The sequence below is a fragment of the Roseibium alexandrii DFL-11 genome, from assembly GCF_000158095.2.
In the GTDB taxonomy this organism is placed as follows: domain Bacteria; phylum Pseudomonadota; class Alphaproteobacteria; order Rhizobiales; family Stappiaceae; genus Roseibium; species Roseibium alexandrii.
Genome location: NZ_CM011002.1, coordinates 1,093,993 through 1,110,581 on the forward strand (window position 1 = coordinate 1,093,993; position 16,589 = coordinate 1,110,581).

Sequence of the window (16,589 nt, forward strand, 5' to 3'; positions counted from 1 at the left end):
AGCACACCAATACAACGATTAGAATGGCCGGGTTTTCCGGCCGTTTTTTATTCGGCTGCAGTCATCTTGACTTGGCTCTGCAAGCCCAAAAGGTGCGGGGTCATATGACGGTAAACATCCGAAATAGCGTCGATCGCCAGACGGACGGCAGGTTCACGCCGGACATCGCGGTGAACGATGATATGCTCCGGATTGGTGAGTTCCGGCAAAGGCCCCATGACCCGTAAGAGATCTGGATGCCGGTCGCCCATGAAGACTGGAAGCAATCCGAGGCCGGATCCGCTCGCGATCATGTTCATCATAGTGGTCATGGTGTTCGTGCGCAGCCTCGGAGGCGCCGGCAGGCGTTCTGCGAGCCAGCGGTTATGGGCCGGATACCAGAGGTCGTCCGGCGTAAATCCAAGCCAACTGCACGCTGTGTACCGGGCTTCTTCAAAAACAGATGGGTGTGCCGCAGCATAGGTTTTGCTTGCATAGACGCCGTAAGCGAGATCTCCGATTTTCCGGGCAATCAGCGTATCGGTCTCCGGCAGGCAGTTTCTGATCTGCAATTCGATGCTGCGGCTTTGATGATCGACATGGCTGTGGCTGGAGATCAGCTCAAGCTCAATGTCTTTGAGCCGGTCGTCCAGAAGGGGATACATATCCGTCAGGACGCGGGCGCGCACCTCATCGACGGCAACACGAACGACCCTGAGCGAAGCACCTGCCAGATCCGGCATAATGCGTGCTGCAGCATCCGCACGTTGGCGCATGTCTGCGGCAAGTGGAATTAGCCGCAGCCCTGCTTCGGTGGGCTTGAGGCCTGAAGGTGTTCTGTCAAACAGCCGGGCTCCGACGCGGTCCTCGAATGCTTTCAAGCGCCGGCTGAGTTGCGGCTGACTGATATCCAAAGCCTTGGCAGCACCGGATAAAGACCGCGCCCGGGCCGCAGCATCCACGAGTTTAAGATCATCCCAATTCATGACGGTAGTATACGTATTCGCCTAAATAAGCGCAATGTTATGCGTATTCGCATAGTGTGCATGAGGATCTGGTATCTGTTTTGAGAGACTCCTGAGTGGTAGTACCCAATCATCAAGTACACGAACTGGAGCCTTCGCCGTGATACCAACTGCCGCCATAGGCCAGCGCGAAAACATCCCTGCGGCACTGTTTCTGGCGCTCCTGGGCATGTCAGCCTTCACGCCGATTTTTGCGGCCGGGAAACTTGCAGGCGGTGTGTTGCCGATTGTTGCTCTCGTCTGGCTGCGGTTTGCCGGCGGGGCTGCAACCATTCTGTGCATTGCAAGCGTGAAGAAAGTTCCGCTCCACAAACAGATAAGTCCCTTATGGAAGCTCCATTTGATGCGGGCGGTGTGCGGTGTGGGAGGCTTGTCCTGTGCGGTCTATGCAGCATCCGTGATGCCGCTTGCGGATGCGACAGCGATTGGATTGACAAAAGGCATCTTCGCGATTGCCCTGGCCGGGTTGATCCTGAAAGAGCTGGTGACCGGCAAGCATTGGATTGCGGGAGCTATGAGTATGCTCGGCGCCTATCTCGTCGTTCAATCGGCCGACAATGTAGCTCAGAATTCGGAGATGGCGCTCGCTGGGGCCATAGCAGCGATTGCAAGTGCGCTCTTTATGGCGGCGGAAAGCTTGATCATGCGCTATATCGCCCAGCGCGAAGATACAGTTACGATCCTGGCCTATGTGAATGTTTTTGCAGCGTTGTTTCTGGCCGTGCCGGTGATTTGGCTGATCGCCCAAGACGGTGTTGCGATGGGTGATCTGCTCGCGTTCGCCTGGCTTGGCCCGCTCGCAATTATCGGCCAGTCTTTCAATATTTCAGCTTACCGAAGAGCGGGAGCTGCAACACTTGCGCCTGCCTTCTACGCCACCGTGGTTCTTTCGGCGCTGTTTGGTTATGCCGTTTGGGGCGAGGTGCCGGGACCTGAAGCCCTCGTCGGTGCGCTGCTGATCCTGGCCGGGGGCGCGGTCTTGACCCTGCGCCTTGGCCGGTAAGTGCCTATTTCAGAAGTGCGTTTGCAAGGAACGGCAGGCTTTCGTCCATTCGGTAGTCAATCGACGAGTGGGTGTCATTGAACTCTTCGTAGATGTGATCAACACCGGCGGCCTCAAGCTTCCGTTTCAAACGGCGCGCACCATAGACCAGATTGTATTGGTCGATGTAACCGCAATCGATCCAGAGCCCTTTCATGGATTTCAAGGCATCTGTATGCGCTTCGATCATTTGCAAAGGATCCCAGGACAACCAGGCATTCCAGCGGTCTTCAATGATTTCGCATGTCTCTAGGTCAACAGGTAAGCGAATCCCGCAGAAGGTGTCCGGCGACGGATCTGGATCGTAGGTCGCAGCCATCGCGAAGGTCATTAGGTCATGCAATGCGCCACCGGGATACTTCGGTCCGGCTTCAAACCAACGAACAAAAGCCTCAATTGATCCATGTTTCTGGATTGCCCGCAGGGCACTTGGCATTTCTGGCAAGTAACAGAGTTCAAACGCCATATCTCCGGAGTGACAGGCAGCTGCCGACCAGACGTCGGCATATTTCATGGCATGGACGATGGCGCCATAGCCGCCGGATGACTTGCCGAACAAACCGCGTTTGCCGTGTCCACCGCAGCCGAATTGGCCCTCGACAGTCTGAAGCATGTCTGTGGTGAGCCACGTTGCCCAAGGTCCCATAGATGTGCTGTCGATATACTGGTTGCCACCGAGGCGCGTGAAACAATCCGGGAAAGCGACGACAACCGGCGGGAGTGCACCATCCTGGATCAGCCGGTCCAAACGCTCCGGAACGTTTTCGCCGAAATTCTTCCAGTTCACATGCGCCGGGCCGCCGGACGTATAACCAACGATATCGACCAGAAGCGGCAGCCCGCCGCCGTCATGTCCATGTGGAACGTAAATGACAACTGCGCGCGTTGCCGGATCGCCAAGCCGGTTTTGTGTCAAGATTTCGGATGTGACGGAAATCCGGTGCAAAGTGCCGGCCGGAATGTCATGGCGCGCGCGCATGGGAAGCAACTCCAGTGAGAAACAAAATGAGGAAGCCTAGATTGCAAGTTCGTATCATGAGCGCAAGTGCGCTTGCGAGGGCTCCGGACCTTTCTTGACGGGCAAGGGTGGTGCCGGTAAGCGATGGTCATGATCAAAGCCTTTATTTCCGGCTGCGCCGGCACAAGTCTCTCCGCTGCTGAAAAAGCGTTTTTCAATGAGCATAATCCTTGGGGACTGATCCTGTTTGCGCGAAATGTCGACAATCCGGACCAGGTTCTGGAGCTGACCCGGTCTTTTCGCGATGCTGTTGGCCGGGCGGACGCGCCGGTTCTTGTCGATCAGGAAGGAGGCCGGGTGCAAAGGCTACGGCCGCCGCATTGGCGCAAGTATCCAGCACCAAAGCTCTTCGGCGATCTCTACAAGACGGATAAGGCCGCTGGAAAACGTGCCGCATTCCTGGGCGCCCAGCTGATTGCCGCTGAACTGTCCGAGGTCGGAATTACCATCGACTGTTTGCCGTGCCTTGATGTACGGTTTCCGGACACCGTCGATGCGATCGGAGATCGCGCGATTTCCGAAGATCCGGAGACTGTTGCAATCCTCGGGCGCGAGATGATCAATGGCGCGATCGCCGGGGGTGTTCTGCCAGTTATCAAGCACATTCCAGGGCACGGCCGCGCCAAGGTGGACAGCCATCTTGAACTGCCGCGTGTCACGGATGACAAAAACTTATTGGAAGCTTTGGATTTCCTGCCATTCAAGGCACTTGCAGACATCTCCTTGGGCATGACCGCACACTTGCTTTATGAGAGCATAGATCCAGAAAACCCGGGGACGCAGAGCAGTGCAGTCATAAATGGGATTATCCGCGATGAAATCGGCTTTGACGGCTGTCTGATGAGTGATGACATCTCCATGAAGGCGCTTGGCGGCGATGTGTCGAGCCGGTCAACAAAAATTTGGGATGCCGGATGCGATGTCGTGCTCCACTGCAATGGCAATATGTCGGAAATGCAGGCAGTTGCGGATGCCGCGCCGGTACTTGCGGGACGTTCCCAGGAGCGCTGTAACACCGCTTTGGCTGGGTACAAACCGTTGGAACCAGACTTTAATGCAGACAAGGTCTGGGCAGAGTTTCAATCCCTGACTGGCTGGGCGGGAGCGTAACGGGACAGCACATGGCGGAACAGGACACACAACCGGTATCTGCGCCAGACAAGTCATTTGACCTTCTGAGCGCGGTGCATACTAGCGAGGAACGGGCGATGTCCGATCCGCAGCTGGTAGTGGATGTCGATGGTTTTGAGGGGCCGCTTGATCTGCTTCTCGGTCTTGCGCGCACACAGAAGGTGGATCTCGCCAAGATCTCGATCCTAGCCTTGGTGGAGCAGTATCTGGAGTTTGTGACCGAAGCCCGGCGGATGCGTCTTGAGCTCGCCGCGGACTATCTGGTGATGGCCGCGTGGCTGGCCTATTTGAAATCCCGCCTTTTGCTTCCCGAACAAAAGGGTGAGGACGAGCCAACCGGGGCAGAACTGGCTGCAGCGCTTGCCTTTCGTTTGCGCCGCCTTGAGGCCATGCGGGAGGTTTCTGAAAAACTGCTGGCCCGCAGCCGGGCCGGGCGCGATGTGTTTTTCCGGGGGGAACCTGAAACCATGTCCGTCGTACACAAAAGTATCTGGGATGCCTCGGTCTACGACCTCCTGTCGGCCTATGCCACGCAACGCCAGCGCCAGTCGGTTACATCTGTTCGGGTTTTGCGCAGAACAGTGTGGTCGCTCCAGGAGGCGCGGGAGCTGCTGACCAAACTCGTCGGCCGGGTCAGTGAATGGACCCCTTTGAATGCGTATCTTCGCGACTACCTTTATGACAACAAGGATTGGGCGACGGTCGTGGCAAGCAGCTTTTCCGCCAGCCTGGAGATGGTCCGAGAAGGAACGGTTGAAATCCGCCAAGGAGAGCCGTTTTCGCCGGTCTATATTCGCGCCCTAGAACAGGAACCTGACAAAGATGTCTGAGCTTGAACAGCTTCATTTGGACGGCGGTGCGGGTTTGGGCGCAGCACCACAAAAAGCCTCTGATGATCTTGCCGGCCTGCGGATGGTAGAAGCACTCTTGTTTGCCTCGTCCGAACCATTGTCTCTTGAAGAGCTGACACTCCGTTTGCCGGAGGGAGCCGATGTCCTTGGGCTGCTGGAAGCGCTGCAGGAAATGTATGCTCCGCGCGGTGTTAATGTGGTTCGGCTGGCGGGCAAGTGGTGTTTCCGGACAGCTGAAGATCTAAGTTACTTGATGCACCGGAACGTTGAGGAGCAACGCAAACTGTCGCGCGCAGCGCTTGAGACCCTGGCCATCATCGCGTATCACCAACCGGTAACACGGGCTGAAATTGAAGAAATCCGCGGCGTATCGACATCAAAAGGAACGCTGGATGTCCTTTTGGAGACAACCTGGATCCGGATGCGGGGCCGCAGGCGAACCCCGGGGCGTCCGGTAACTTACGGAACAACCGAGCAGTTTCTGATTCATTTCGGTCTTGAAAACGTCAAGGACTTGCCGGGTCTGGAAGAGCTGAAAGGGGCAGGCTTGCTTGATAGCGCGATCCCGGCGTCCTTCCTGGTGCCAATACCAAGTGACGATGCTGCCTTGACCGAAGACGAAGATCCTTTAGAGGACGGCACATTGTTCGATGAAGAAACGGATGAGACTGCCGGTAGCTGATGTTCAAATCCAACGAATCCAACTGGAATGGCGGTCCGAAAACATGGGGTGCGCGAGGGTCAGCGAGCGCCACGATTGCCGCTGGCCTGGTCTTCGAGAACATTTCTCATGACTATGAGGGTGTGCCGTCTGTCCGGAACTTGAGTCTCTCGATTGCTCCGGGCGAGATCTTGTGCCTGCTCGGCCATTCCGGCTGTGGCAAGACCACCTTGATGCGCATTGCGGCCGGGATAGAACGGCAAAGCGCGGGCCGGGTCCTGATCAACGGCAAGGAGATCGCGGGACCGCAGACGTTTGTCCCGCCCGAGCGGCGCGGTATCGGCCTGATGTTTCAGGACTACGCCCTGTTTCCGCATATGACGATCCTGGACAACGTGGTGTTCGGCATCAAGAAACTCGGCAAGGAAGCGGCAAGTGCGGCCGCATTAACGGCCTTGCGGCGGGTTGGCCTGGCCGACTACGCCGACGATTATCCGCATGCGTTGTCGGGGGGCGAACAGCAACGTGTCGCGCTTGCCCGGGCCCTGGTGCCGCGGCCGGGCATCCTTTTGATGGATGAGCCGTTTTCAGGTCTCGACAAACGTCTGCGCGACAGCGTGCGTGATGAGACGCTGGCAGTGATCCGCGAGACACGCGCCACCTGCATCATTGTGACTCACGACCCCGAAGAGGCCATGCGGATGGGTGATCAGATCGCGTTGATGCGGCGCGGGGAGCTCGTTCAGCACGGGACCGCTGCCGAACTCTACAACAACCCTGCCGACTTGTTCGCCGCCCGGTTCTTTTCCGAACTCAACCAGATAGAGGGCAATGTGACATCTTCCGGTGTTGAAACGCCGCTCGGCATTGTTGCCTCATCCGGGATGAACCAGGGATCTGCCGATGTCTGCATCCGTCCGCAGGGCATTCTTCTCGGCAGGGCCGGTTTGTGCGGCGTGAGGGGACGAATCCAGTCCAAACGATTCGTTGGAGAGGTCGATTTGCTGACGATTATCGTTGAAGGTCTCGATCAACCGTTACAAGCGCGGGTGCGGGCAGGGTGCGAATGGGAGCAGGGCATGGACGTTGGTGTTACCACTGATCCGAAGGATGTCCTTGTCTTTCCGCGCTCGTGATACCAAATCAATATAAGCTAATTCACCGGCTTAGCCTTCTGTCTAGGAGTACAGAAACATTCCAGCATGTATTGTTGCGATCAAGGAGCCAGTTTTGTACAAGGGCTCAAAGGGCGAGGAAGCCGGTTATCAGGAGTTTGGCGTATGGGCATTAGTATCTGGCAGATTTTGATCATCGCAGTTGTGGTGGTTTTGCTGTTCGGACGTGGCAAGATTTCCGAGTTGATGGGCGATGTCGCCAAGGGAATCAAAAGCTTCAAAAAGGGTATGGCTGAAGACGATACCGAGGAGCCTCCCAAGACCATCGATCATGAGAGCGGTGAGCCAGTGAAGTCCACCAAAGCGGAAGATCAGACAAAAGCGAGCTGATTTTATCTGCGTCGCGTCTCCTTAAGGGGCGAAAGTACCTATGTTCGATATTGGTTGGACGGAGCTCTTGGTGATCGCCTGCATCGCGATCATCGTTGTGGGGCCGAAAGACTTACCGCGCATGCTGCGCTCACTTGGCCAGAACTTGGGCAAGATGCGTCGGATGTCGCGTGAATTTCAGTCCACGTTCAATGAGGCTTTGCGAGAAGCTGAACAACAAGCCGATATCGCGGACATGAAGAAACAGGTCGAGGAAGCAGCCAATTTCAATCCTCTCGGTGACTTGAAGAAGTCGATTGAAGAGGATGCTGTGAAAAAGACCACTCCGGCAAAACCTAAGGAAAAAGCAGAGACCAATTCGACGTCTGAGAGCGAAGAGGTCGAGGCGCCAGCGGTTTCCCCGCCGAAGCCGGCCGCTGCGGACAAGGAAACGCCGGTGACGGAAGAAGCCAAGGCATGAGCCAGGAAGATATCGACGCCTCAAAGGCGCCCTTGATCGAGCATTTGATCGAACTGCGCCAGCGGTTGATGTGGTCCATCGCGGCCATCTTGGCGATGTTTGTGATCTGCTTCTATTTCGCCACCGACATCTACAACATCCTGACTGTGCCGTACCTGCGTGCCGCGCCGGACCCGGAGCACGTGAAGATGATCTTCACGGCCCCGCAGGAGTGGTTCTTCACCCAGCTGAAACTTGCGCTCTTCGGGGCCTTGTTCCTGGCTTTCCCGGTGATCGCCAGCCAGATCTACATGTTCGTAGCGCCGGGCTTGTACAAGCACGAGCGTGGTGCGTTCCTGCCATTCCTGGCCGCAACACCCATCCTGTTTCTGATCGGTGCGTGTCTGGTTTATTTCCTCGTCATGCCGATGGCGATGGGTTTCTTCCTGTCAATGGAGCAAACCGGCGGGTCAGGCCAGGTTGCTATCGAGCACCTCGCAAAGGTGAGCGAATATCTAGGTCTGATCATGATCCTGATTTTCGCTTTCGGTCTCGTGTTCCAATTGCCGGTGATCCTGACTCTTTTGGGTCGCGCAGGCATGGTGACCGCTGACGGTCTCAAACAGAAACGCAAATACGCGATTGTTGGTGCCTTTGCAGCTGCTGCTATTTTGACACCACCGGACCCGATCTCGCAGATCGGTCTTGCGCTGCCAACGTTGCTTCTCTACGAAGTCTCCATTCTGTCCGTCCGGATGGTGGAGAAAAAGCGCGCGGAACGTGATGCCGAGCGTGAAGCTGAGGATGCTGCGGCATAAACCTCAAGCCCAGTCTTCCTCCCGCGGCGGCCAGTCCTTAGACAAAGACCGCCGTTCGGGAAGCGAAGATGTTTGATATCAAATGGATCCGGGAAAACGCAGATGCCTTCGACAAGGCTTTGGCAAAGCGGGGCTATGAACCCTCTGCTGCCAATTTGATTGCCTTGGACGATTCCCGTCGCTCCCACATCACCAAGCTGCAGGAAGCTCAGGAACGGCGTAATGCGGCCTCCAAAGAAATCGGCAAAGCCAAAGGCTCCGGGGATGACGTCCGGGCTCAAGAGCTGATCGACGAAGTTGCTCAGATCAAGGCCTTCATCCAATCTGGCGAGGAAGAAGAACGCAAGCTGATCGCAGCTCTGGAAGAGGCGATGGCCGTCATTCCGAACCTTCCGCATGATGATGTCCCGGAAGGTGCGGATGAAGCCGGCAACGTGCTTTACAAGACGCATGGTGAAAAACCGGCGTTCACCTTCAATGAAGCGCCGAAAGAGCATTACGAACTTGGCGAAGAGCTCGGCGGGATGGATTTCTCCACTGCCGCCAAGTTGTCCGGCTCACGTTTTGTCGTGCTGAAAGGCCAGATTGCGCGGCTGGAGCGGGCCCTCGGTCAATTTATGATCGATATGCACACGCAGGAAAACGGCTACACGGAAGTCTCGCCGCCGCTGCTGGTCCACAGCGATCCGCTCTACGGCACCGGTCAGCTGCCGAAATTTGAAGAAGACCTTTTCAAGACCGCAACGGATCACTACCTGATCCCGACTGCTGAAGTCCCGCTTACCAATCTGGTGGCCGGGGAAATCATGTCCGAGGATCAGCTGCCGCTGCGTGTCACGGCCTTGACCTACTGTTTCCGGTCCGAAGCTGGCTCTGCGGGCCGGGATACCCGGGGCATGTTGCGCCAGCATCAGTTCCAGAAGTGTGAGCTGGTGTCTGTCACGACACCGGAGGAGTCGCTCAACGAATTGGAGCGAATGCTTGGTTGCGCGGAAATGATTTTGCAGAAACTCGGCCTTCATTACCGGGTTATGACGCTGTGTACCGGCGACATGGGCTTTGGGGCCCGCAAAACCTATGACATTGAAGTCTGGTTGCCGGGGCAGGACACGTTCCGCGAAATTTCGTCCTGTTCGGTTTGCGGCGATTTCCAGGCCCGGCGCATGAATGCGCGCTTCCGTCCAGCCGGTTCCAAGCAGCCTGTGCATGTCCACACACTGAACGGATCCGGGATCGCGGTCGGGCGTGCGCTCATCGCTGTTCTTGAGAACTATCAGAACGCGGATGGCTCAATCACTGTGCCTGACGTTCTGCGGCCCTATATGGGCGGTTTGGAGAAAATCGGTTAAGGGCATCAAGCCCTTGATCGCGACTGGTTGGCCTGGAGCATACTGCGTTTAGGAAAACGCAGGATGCTCTACCACTTTAACATCGATCAGCTTTTGGTAGTTCAACCGGGTCCGGTAGAGCGGCCGCCGATCTAGAACGGATTTTTCATGCGTATTTTGATCACCAATGACGACGGCATTCATTCTTCCGGGCTCTACGTTCTTGAGCGGATCGCAAGGACACTCTCCGATGATGTTTGGGTGATCGCGCCGGAGACGGATCAAAGTGGCGTGGCACACTCGCTGACCCTTGGAGATCCGCTTCGACTGCGCCAGATCGATGACCGGCATTTCGCGGTGAAAGGCACTCCGACGGATTGTGTCATCATGGGGTGCCGTAAGGTGCTTCCGGGTTTGCCGGACCTGGTGCTGTCGGGCATCAACCGCGGGCAGAACCTTGCAGAAGACGTCACCTACTCGGGGACCGTGGCAGGAGCGATGGAAGCGGCAATCCTGGGTATCCGCTCGATCGCCGTTTCCCAAGCCTACAGCTGGAACCCTAAGTCAGAGCCGGATTATGGTGTCGCGGAAGCGCATGCGCCGGAGCTCTTCAAGAAACTGATGACCTTCGATCTGCCGCCGTACTCCCTCCTGAATGTCAACTTCCCGGTTGGTCCCGCCGATGCGGTCAAGGGTGTGAAGATCACGGTGCAGGGCCACCATGAGCAAAGCGGCCTGTCCATTGACGAGCGAACGGATGGCCGCGGCAATCCTTACTACTGGCTGAAATTCCAGGACCGGGGGAAATCTGTTCTGGATAACTCTGACCTGCACGCTGTTGCCGATGGGTATGTTTCCGTAACCCCGCTGCGGATCGATCTGACGGCGCATGATCTCGTCGGTCGATTGACGGACAGCTTGGGCTGATTTCCTTCTTTTTCGGTGGCAACTTCTTTTGAGTAGAGCGCTCGGGGTGTTCTTTAACCGGGAAAACAGGGCGCCATGCCTGAACGGCCATTGTGTCTTGGCGCTCGGGTCGGTCAGTATGAGGACAGGGTGACGGTGGGAATCTCTCACGGTTGACCCATCTGCACGCTGCCACAGATGTCTGGCGGCGAACGGGTATCCCGGGGCCGGGTAATGGAGAACGCGTGAATGGCCGCATTCGTTCCCGGTGATGACGACCGGGCAACGCAATCGAACTTACCGGATGAAGCGGAGGCGCGAGCAGCGCTGGTGCTTGGTTTGCGTCAGCGCGGCATTGCTTCTGTGAACATTCTGTCTGCCATTGAACGTCTGCCACGGCGGCTTTTTCTCGCGGCCCGCTATCACAATCTGGCCTACGAAGACACCGCGCTTCCAATGGAGTGCGGGCAGACCATGACCGCGCCGGGCGAGGTTGCGTTTGCGCTCCAGCTTCTCGACTTGCAGCCAGATCAAACGGTTTTGGAGGTTGGGACGGGTTCCGGGTACCAGACTGCAATCCTCTCACAGCTCGTCCGGCATGTTTACAGCCTCGACCGATATCAGACCCTTCTCAAGCTGGCGGATCAACGCCTGGCGGCCTTGAAACAGACCAACGTTGCGCTTGAGCACAGGGATGGGCTCTCGGGCCTTGAGAAGAAAGCCCCCTTTGACCGGATTGTTCTGAACGGGGCAGTCTCGGAGATACCCGATACTTTGATCGCGCAGCTTCGGCCGGATGGCATTTTGATCGCTCCATTGGGTCCACCGGGAAACGCCCAATCGCTCGTACGGATCACCAATGCCGAAAGCATCGGCGCAAGCAAAACAGTCGCAGAAGTCCGCAGGGTTTCCCTGATGCCGGGTGTTGCTCAACATCTGTAGACGCTTAAGCGCCGGATGACGGAACCTTCCATCTGACGCCGATCCCGTAATCCCACTGCAGGGCGCAGTAATATCGATTATCGGCGAAAGCGAGGGAACTGAGTCGGACGATCCAGCCGGTTGCCCGATGGATGCGGGCCGGTAGGTCCAATGCGCGTTTACCTTATGCAATTGCCCTGAGAAGAATTGAAAATCGGCAGAATTGCGGGTGTTGCAGGCGTTGAGCGGCATACAGGTTTTTCAGGTTGGCCGGAATTCGAGGCCTCTTCTTTAGTCTTTATAAACCTTACTGCTTTCTAATCTTAACCACAGCAGCCATGTAAAGCAGTTTGGGTTGAGTCGATGAAAAAGCGGATGCGTTTCCTCCGCCAGGATTTACTGGGTAAAGTCGCAACGGTTACTCTTGGAGCAGCAGCTCTTGCAGGGTGTTCCTCGGCCACCGAGCGGTTCGGACCCAACGACATTTACACCGCCAGCACCGCCAATCAGAAAGAGATCCTGACCGGATCTGCACCCGCGCAACCGTCCTATCAGGACATTATCAACGGCACGGGTGGAACGACGGCAGGCTTGCCGCAAAACACGTCTTCTCCTGTCTCGACAGGTTCGATCCCGCGTCAGCCAGCACCTGCAACGTCTCCAGCTGTCGTCAGCGCTCCGATTGCACCGTCCATCACCTCGGCTCAAGTTCCGGCGGTTCCTGCACCGGAGACACTTGCGGCTGGCAAGGACTGGAAAGGCTGGAGCTCAGCTGGTGGCACACAGGTCAAAGCACGGCAGGGCGATACGCTAGCTTCAATCTCCCGCCGCTATGGCGTGCCCATTCAGGCTGTCGCATCCGTCAACGGTCTTCAGAGCCGATCCAGTGTGCAGGCGGGGCAGTCTCTGATTATCCCGACTTATGTTTATTCGGACCGCAATGGCTCTACGAGCACCACCGACGGTGAGACGAGAGCCGTGCAACTGCCGACTGTTTCGCGGACCGAAAACGTAGTCACTGGCTCCATACCGAACGTGTCGCGAGCGGCACCACGTCCGGACCGGAAGCCCTATGCGCAACCGACCTTCGCGCAGGTGACCCAATCAACACCTGCGATTGTCGCAGCCCCGGTTGTTCCGGTCAGCGCTTTGCCGAAGAGCAAGCCTCAAGGGGTGAGCGCACCGATTGTAACCGCATCTGTTCCACAGACGGTATCAGGTGGCGGCTCAAGTGTCCCGTCTCCCAAGCGCCAACCGGACCGGATTGTCTCAACGAACCGTTTAAACGATTCAATCCAGGTCGAAACGACCCCAATTGCAGCTCCAGATTCTGCGGCAGATGTACCGGTCAAGACGGAGGCTGCACCTGAAAAACCAATCGAGGTTGCGAGCATTCAACCGCAAGCCGATGAGCCTGTTGCCAAGTTTCGCTGGCCGGTTCGTGGCCGTATCATATCCGATTTCGGCGCAAAACCGGGTGGTGGCCGTAACGAAGGTGTGAATTTGGCTGTTCCTGAGGGAACGCCGGTCAAGGCTGCCGGTGATGGGTCAGTTATCTATGCCGGTAATGAGCTGAAAGGGTATGGAAATCTTGTGCTTGTCCGCCATGACGAAGGTTGGGTGTCCGCCTATGCTCACAACAGCGTCTTGAATGTCAAACGCGGCGATACGGTGCGCCGGGGAGATCCAGTCGCGCTCGCAGGTGCCACAGGCTCGGTCAATCAGCCGCAAGTGCATTTTGAATTGCGTCAGGGCAACAAGCCGGTCGATCCGCTGAAATATCTTCCACGGCGTTAGGCTGGAGCGGCCCTTAGGCTAGGGCAGCTTCGCAATCGTTACCAAAGCTTGATGGAAAATGAATTGGTCGCTCTGAAAAGGGCGGCCATTTCTCGTTTTTGAGGTACGCGTCCTTGCTTCCGGGTACATAAGGACCACTCATCAAGACACGCAGAATCATTTGAGCCGGGCATCTTTCAATGCCTCGAGCATCAATTCGGCTTCCTTGTCCGGATCGCCGCCAGAATCGGGAATCTCAACATAGGACACGTTCACCGAATTGTCGGGCGAGGCCAGAACAACAGTGAAATAGATCCAGACACCTTTGTTGAGGAATTCCAGGTCCAGCCTTATTCGTGGCAGGCTATCCCAATCGAGTTCAGCCTGTCCGCCCATGGAATACCGTAGCGTATCTTCCTTGAAGAACAGTTCGGCAGAGGTCTTTACAAGGTCGGCGATGTTGGCGTGCTGTTCGAGCCGGATGTAAGCGGCAAAATCCAGAACATCGACGAGCTTCAAGTCTTCTATGAAACCGGTCAAGGCCTCGGCAATTGCCGCCTGGCGCTTGCGGGTTTTATCATCCGCTTCAGGTTCCATTGCGGCAGCCTCACGCAGCTTACTCATCCAAACCCTCCATTATTCATTGTTTTATACAGCGGTCTTGGATTTGCGTGAATAAACGAAACAGATGATTTCAGCAACAGCGCGATAGAATTCAGGCGGTATCATCCGCTCCACTTCTGTCGCCGCGTAAAGTGAGCGCGCCAACTGCCGGTCCTCGATCACCGGGATGTCGTTGGTTTCTGCGATTTCCCTGATTTTTAATGCAATCAGGTCCTGTCCCTTTGCCACAACGACCGGCGCCGGATTTTTCTCACCGTCATACCGCAACGCAACCGCGAAGTGTGTCGGGTTCGCGACCACCAGGGTTGCCTGGGGAACCGCCGACATCATGCGGTTACGGGCGCGGTCGCGTGCAAGCGATCTCTGCCGCGCTTTGACGATCGGATCGCCCTCCATCTGTTTGTGCTCGTCTTTGACTTCCTGCTTGGTCATCCGCAGGTTCTTGCGCCAGTGAGAACGCGACCAGAGGATGTCGACGGTCACGAGAAGGATTGTGACAATGCAGACACCGGAGATCAGCCGCAGGGATATCTGCAGTATCATCTCGGGGAGGGCACTTGGATCGGTGAACATGGCGTTGATCAGATCCGATTCATGAGCGCGGAACTGAGCATACACGATTGCGCTGACCGTGCTGAATTTGAAAACAGCCTTGAGGAATTCGACAAAGCCCTGGGCTCCAAAAATCCGCGACCAGCCCTTTTTGAGCGATAGCTTGCTGAGTTCTGGTTTGATCCGGTTTGGAACGATGCTGGGTTTGTTCTGAAGGAAAGCGGATGCAAGGCCGGACACCGACAAAATGGCGATGATCGGCGCAAGGAACAGCCCAACCTTGATGGACAGGCTGTGGGACAGCATGAGTGCGTCTGCGCTGTTACCAAGGTCCAATCCTCCCGATACGTCCAGGAGGTGCGCCATGTCTGAAACAAGCTGGCGCACCCCAGATGTTATTGCGAAACCGCCGATCAACAAGGCACCGATCAACATTGCAAGAACAGGAGCTTCCTTGGAGACCGGCGTGTTGCCCTTCTCAATTGCGTCCTGGATCTTTTTCTCGGTCGGTTCCTCTGTTTTTGAGTCCTTATCCGCTTCTTCCGACATCGCCCTGCAGTCTCCTTAGAAACGCAGGCCGCCGTTGGGCCGGAACAAGTGATCCTTATGCAAAGTAAGCCCCTTCATCCTGTTTCGGATTAAGCTCGATTTCGCCGCGTCCCGCCATTTCCAGTGCGAGGTTCGTGATCGAGCTGCGGGCTTCCAGCACGTCGCGCTGTGCTGCCGGTTCGCCAGCTGCCAGTTCGTGTTCGGCAATTCTGCGGGCACGGGACGTCATGGACGAGAGGACCACTTCTCTGAATTCTGCCGATGTTCCCTTCAATGCCAGGACAATCCGGTCTGCTGGGATCTGATCGAAGATCGCCATCCGAGTACGTGCATTGAGGTTGCTGATGTCGTCGAAGGTGAACAGGAGACCCTTCAGGAGTTCTGCCGTTTTCGGCCTGATCTCGTTGAGGTTTTCCAGCGCATCTTCCATGTGATCCCGTTCCATCTTGTTCAAGATGTCAGCCATGCGCGCATGGGAGTCTGCTTCCAGTGTCCCGGACAGGTTGAGCATGAAGTCCTCATGCATTGTCTTTTCCACGTCGCGCATGATTTCCGGGACCACCGCCTTGATCGACAACATCCGCCGCACCAGCTGATTGCGCATGTCGGCCCGGATGTGGCCGAGAACCTTTGCGGCTGCGCTTGGCTTGATTTTCGTTAGGATCAAGGCCGCCGTTTGCGGGTGCTCTTTCAACAGGTAGTTGGCAAACACGGTTTCCGACACGGTCGTTAGCCGGTCCCAGATCGAGCGGTTTGAATTGCCGTGGACGTCCGACATGATGTCCGCGAGCTGTTCGTCTGGCAGAACGCCTTCCAGCATCTTTTCCACTTCGTTGGCAGACCCGAACAAGGTGGTGCCGTTGGAAAACTGGTCGATGAACTCTTCGGCAAGCTTGTCCAGTTCCGCAGAAGCGACCGTTCCCAGCTGGGCCGCGCTTACAGTGATCATCCTGATCTCTTCCTGATCAAAATGGCGCAGCAGTTTTTGGGAGCTGGTCCGTCCAAGCGATAGAAGCAGGGCGGCGACACGCTGCACCCCATTCAAACGCCGGATCGGTGGAGCCGGTGGCTTGGGGACGGCGGCAGGTGCCGGGGCAGCTTTGGCTTGGCTTGTCATTCTCGCGTGTTCCTCAAAAGGAGCATGGCAATCAAAGGGTTCGGAAAATCTGGCGTCCGGCTGGTTGGTTTAGATTTCCAGCGGGCTTGTTTGTGAGCTGATGATCTCTGTCAGGGACACACCGAAACGGGAGTTGTCGTCTTCCACAACAACCACTTCACCGCGGGCGATGACACGCCCATTGACAACAATATCGATCGGCTCACCAACACGGTGGTTGAGAGGGATAACAGCGCCGCGGCCAAGCTTCAAAAGATTGGATACCAGCATGGTTGCAGAGCCCAAAACCACCTGAATATTGACCGGAATGCCGAGGATCGTGTCGAGGTTGCGATCATCGCCCATGG

The 16,589-nt window shown here is 56.5% G+C and carries 18 protein-coding genes; 12 read left to right on the forward strand and 6 right to left on the reverse strand.

The features are described from left to right. Positions 1-47: 47 nt before the first annotated feature. The gene (locus SADFL11_RS05105; protein ID WP_008195712.1) at positions 48-965 is read right to left on the reverse strand and encodes a LysR family transcriptional regulator; all 918 of its coding nucleotides are present in this window, start codon (positions 963-965) and stop codon (positions 48-50) included. Positions 966-1,104: 139 nt separating this feature from the next. Between SADFL11_RS05105 and SADFL11_RS05110 the strand changes: the two genes are divergently transcribed. After that, positions 1,105-2,007 (forward strand): DMT family transporter, encoded by a 903-nt coding sequence (locus SADFL11_RS05110; protein ID WP_134852909.1) that lies wholly within the window; start codon positions 1,105-1,107, stop codon positions 2,005-2,007. Positions 2,008-2,011: 4 nt separating this feature from the next. On the opposite strand, the gene SADFL11_RS05115 is transcribed toward SADFL11_RS05110, so the two are convergent. Further along, a complete protein-coding gene (locus tag SADFL11_RS05115) occupies positions 2,012-3,025 on the reverse strand; it encodes an alpha/beta hydrolase (RefSeq protein WP_008191257.1) in 1,014 nt (337 codons plus the stop codon). Positions 3,026-3,154: 129 nt separating this feature from the next. On the opposite strand from SADFL11_RS05115, the gene nagZ reads away from it, so the two are divergent. The 11 genes from nagZ to SADFL11_RS05170 all read left to right on the forward strand — a co-directional run bounded on the left by nagZ (position 3,155) and on the right by SADFL11_RS05170 (position 13,421). After that, entirely contained in the window at positions 3,155-4,174 is a 1,020-nt protein-coding gene (gene nagZ / locus SADFL11_RS05120) for a beta-N-acetylhexosaminidase (protein WP_134852910.1), read from the forward strand. Positions 4,175-4,185: 11 nt separating this feature from the next. Then, a complete protein-coding gene (locus tag SADFL11_RS05125; protein WP_134852911.1) occupies positions 4,186-5,025 on the forward strand; it encodes a segregation and condensation protein A in 840 nt (279 codons plus the stop codon). Between the two features lie 82 nt (positions 5,026-5,107). Beyond that, a complete protein-coding gene (gene scpB, locus SADFL11_RS05130) occupies positions 5,108-5,728 on the forward strand; it encodes an SMC-Scp complex subunit ScpB (RefSeq protein ID WP_228198277.1) in 621 nt (206 codons plus the stop codon). Beyond that, positions 5,728-6,843, forward strand: coding sequence for an ABC transporter ATP-binding protein (locus tag SADFL11_RS05135; protein ID WP_008193732.1), 1,116 nt, complete (start codon positions 5,728-5,730; stop codon positions 6,841-6,843). Before scpB ends, SADFL11_RS05135 begins: the two co-directional genes overlap by 1 nt. A gap of 144 nt (positions 6,844-6,987) precedes the next feature. Continuing rightward, positions 6,988-7,212 (forward strand): twin-arginine translocase TatA/TatE family subunit, encoded by a 225-nt coding sequence (locus tag SADFL11_RS05140; RefSeq protein ID WP_008189412.1) that lies wholly within the window; start codon positions 6,988-6,990, stop codon positions 7,210-7,212. Between the two features lie 40 nt (positions 7,213-7,252). Then, on the forward strand, positions 7,253-7,672 hold the full coding sequence (tatB, locus tag SADFL11_RS05145; RefSeq protein WP_008189762.1) for a Sec-independent protein translocase protein TatB: 420 nt from the start codon (positions 7,253-7,255) through the stop codon (positions 7,670-7,672). Next, complete coding sequence (tatC, locus tag SADFL11_RS05150) at positions 7,669-8,469, forward strand: twin-arginine translocase subunit TatC (RefSeq protein ID WP_008194188.1); 801 nt, start codon at positions 7,669-7,671, stop codon at positions 8,467-8,469. The genes tatB and tatC overlap by 4 nt, the downstream gene beginning before the upstream one ends. 68 nt (positions 8,470-8,537) lie before the next feature. Then, the gene (gene serS, locus SADFL11_RS05155; RefSeq protein ID WP_008193963.1) at positions 8,538-9,818 is read left to right on the forward strand and encodes a serine--tRNA ligase; all 1,281 of its coding nucleotides are present in this window, start codon (positions 8,538-8,540) and stop codon (positions 9,816-9,818) included. Positions 9,819-9,965: 147 nt separating this feature from the next. Continuing rightward, complete coding sequence (gene surE, locus SADFL11_RS05160) at positions 9,966-10,724, forward strand: 5'/3'-nucleotidase SurE (protein ID WP_040450554.1); 759 nt, start codon at positions 9,966-9,968, stop codon at positions 10,722-10,724. Positions 10,725-10,952: 228 nt separating this feature from the next. Further along, positions 10,953-11,645 (forward strand): protein-L-isoaspartate(D-aspartate) O-methyltransferase, encoded by a 693-nt coding sequence (locus tag SADFL11_RS05165; RefSeq protein WP_008193629.1) that lies wholly within the window; start codon positions 10,953-10,955, stop codon positions 11,643-11,645. A 354-nt stretch (positions 11,646-11,999) separates the two neighbouring features. Beyond that, complete coding sequence (locus tag SADFL11_RS05170; RefSeq protein WP_085955886.1) at positions 12,000-13,421, forward strand: LysM peptidoglycan-binding domain-containing M23 family metallopeptidase; 1,422 nt, start codon at positions 12,000-12,002, stop codon at positions 13,419-13,421. A gap of 156 nt (positions 13,422-13,577) precedes the next feature. Here SADFL11_RS05170 and SADFL11_RS05175 read toward each other — a convergent pair whose 3' ends face one another. The 4 genes from SADFL11_RS05175 to fliN form a co-directional block, all read right to left on the reverse strand. After that, entirely contained in the window at positions 13,578-14,024 is a 447-nt protein-coding gene (locus SADFL11_RS05175) for a hypothetical protein (protein WP_008195900.1), read from the reverse strand. Positions 14,025-14,048: 24 nt separating this feature from the next. Continuing rightward, entirely contained in the window at positions 14,049-15,125 is a 1,077-nt protein-coding gene (gene flhB / locus SADFL11_RS05180; RefSeq protein ID WP_008197007.1) for a flagellar biosynthesis protein FlhB, read from the reverse strand. Positions 15,126-15,180: 55 nt separating this feature from the next. Then, complete coding sequence (locus SADFL11_RS05185; RefSeq protein WP_050775945.1) at positions 15,181-16,242, reverse strand: flagellar motor switch protein FliG; 1,062 nt, start codon at positions 16,240-16,242, stop codon at positions 15,181-15,183. 69 nt (positions 16,243-16,311) lie between these two features. Then, positions 16,312-16,587, reverse strand: coding sequence for a flagellar motor switch protein FliN (gene fliN, locus SADFL11_RS05190; protein ID WP_208981091.1), 276 nt, complete (start codon positions 16,585-16,587; stop codon positions 16,312-16,314). Between the last annotated feature and the right edge of the window lie 2 nt (positions 16,588-16,589).

Excerpts from the sequence above, each read along its gene's own strand:
- tatB (WP_008189762.1), top strand. The coding sequence starts at position 7,253 with ATGTTCGATATTGGTTGGACGGAGCTCTTGGTGATCGCCTGCATCGCG.
- fliN (WP_208981091.1), bottom strand. The coding sequence starts at position 16,587 with ATGGGCGATGATCGCAACCTCGACACGATCCTCGGCATTCCGGTCAAT.
- serS (WP_008193963.1), top strand. The coding sequence starts at position 8,538 with ATGTTTGATATCAAATGGATCCGGGAAAACGCAGATGCCTTCGACAAG.
- surE (WP_040450554.1), top strand. The coding sequence starts at position 9,966 with ATGCGTATTTTGATCACCAATGACGACGGCATTCATTCTTCCGGGCTC.
- scpB (WP_228198277.1), top strand. The coding sequence starts at position 5,108 with ATGGTAGAAGCACTCTTGTTTGCCTCGTCCGAACCATTGTCTCTTGAA.
- SADFL11_RS05140 (WP_008189412.1), top strand. The coding sequence starts at position 6,988 with ATGGGCATTAGTATCTGGCAGATTTTGATCATCGCAGTTGTGGTGGTT.
- tatC (WP_008194188.1), top strand. The coding sequence starts at position 7,669 with ATGAGCCAGGAAGATATCGACGCCTCAAAGGCGCCCTTGATCGAGCAT.
- SADFL11_RS05115 (WP_008191257.1), bottom strand. The coding sequence starts at position 3,025 with ATGCGCGCGCGCCATGACATTCCGGCCGGCACTTTGCACCGGATTTCC.
- SADFL11_RS05185 (WP_050775945.1), bottom strand. The coding sequence starts at position 16,242 with ATGACAAGCCAAGCCAAAGCTGCCCCGGCACCTGCCGCCGTCCCCAAG.
- SADFL11_RS05125 (WP_134852911.1), top strand. The coding sequence starts at position 4,186 with ATGGCGGAACAGGACACACAACCGGTATCTGCGCCAGACAAGTCATTT.
- SADFL11_RS05170 (WP_085955886.1), top strand. The coding sequence starts at position 12,000 with ATGCGTTTCCTCCGCCAGGATTTACTGGGTAAAGTCGCAACGGTTACT.
- SADFL11_RS05175 (WP_008195900.1), bottom strand. The coding sequence starts at position 14,024 with ATGAGTAAGCTGCGTGAGGCTGCCGCAATGGAACCTGAAGCGGATGAT.
- SADFL11_RS05105 (WP_008195712.1), bottom strand. The coding sequence starts at position 965 with ATGAATTGGGATGATCTTAAACTCGTGGATGCTGCGGCCCGGGCGCGG.
- nagZ (WP_134852910.1), top strand. The coding sequence starts at position 3,155 with ATGATCAAAGCCTTTATTTCCGGCTGCGCCGGCACAAGTCTCTCCGCT.
- SADFL11_RS05135 (WP_008193732.1), top strand. The coding sequence starts at position 5,728 with ATGTTCAAATCCAACGAATCCAACTGGAATGGCGGTCCGAAAACATGG.
- SADFL11_RS05165 (WP_008193629.1), top strand. The coding sequence starts at position 10,953 with ATGGCCGCATTCGTTCCCGGTGATGACGACCGGGCAACGCAATCGAAC.
- flhB (WP_008197007.1), bottom strand. The coding sequence starts at position 15,125 with ATGTCGGAAGAAGCGGATAAGGACTCAAAAACAGAGGAACCGACCGAG.